Genomic DNA, 456 nt, shown 5'->3' with positions numbered 1-456 from the left:
GGCAGGCGCCGGCCAGCCGGTCCGACCGGGATACATCGTCCGCGTCGTGATCGAAGCGCCGCACGATGATGCCGGACAGGCGATCGAAGGCTTCGATCGATTGCGCCGCCGCGAGCGCGTTCCGGCTCGCCAGACGTTCGCTTTCGTCCAACCGCTCGCGGGCCAGCCTGCCCTGCACGCATACGACGAAGCTGTGGTGAAACTGATCGATCGCCGGCCAGATCGCGCCTACGGCCGGTCCCGCGCTGGTGGCAATCGCAGCACATCCCTCCTCGCCCGCCTCGACCCACAGGCCGGACGTCAACGGCAGCGGATGGCTTCCAGCCGTGTAAGCTATCCCTGCTCCCATCAGCCTGAACTGACCGCGCACCACGGTCAGCCAGAGCAGGCCCCGCATCGGACCGCGACCGGACGCGCCTGGCGGCAATGCAGCCTCGCCCTCCGGCACTTCGGCCA

The 456-nt window shown here is 69.1% G+C and carries 1 protein-coding gene; it reads right to left on the bottom strand.

Features of this window, described 5'->3' with window-relative positions; translation table 11 throughout:
• The coding region (locus VSR71_RS35065; RefSeq protein WP_342917918.1) for a hypothetical protein at window positions 1-456 on the bottom strand (456 nt) is incomplete at both ends.

The organism is Cupriavidus oxalaticus (assembly GCF_038900635.1).
In the GTDB taxonomy this organism is placed as follows: domain Bacteria; phylum Pseudomonadota; class Gammaproteobacteria; order Burkholderiales; family Burkholderiaceae; genus Cupriavidus; species Cupriavidus oxalaticus_B.
The sequence above is the reverse complement of the archived record's forward strand: the minus strand, read 5'-3'. Positions and strand labels throughout refer to the sequence as shown.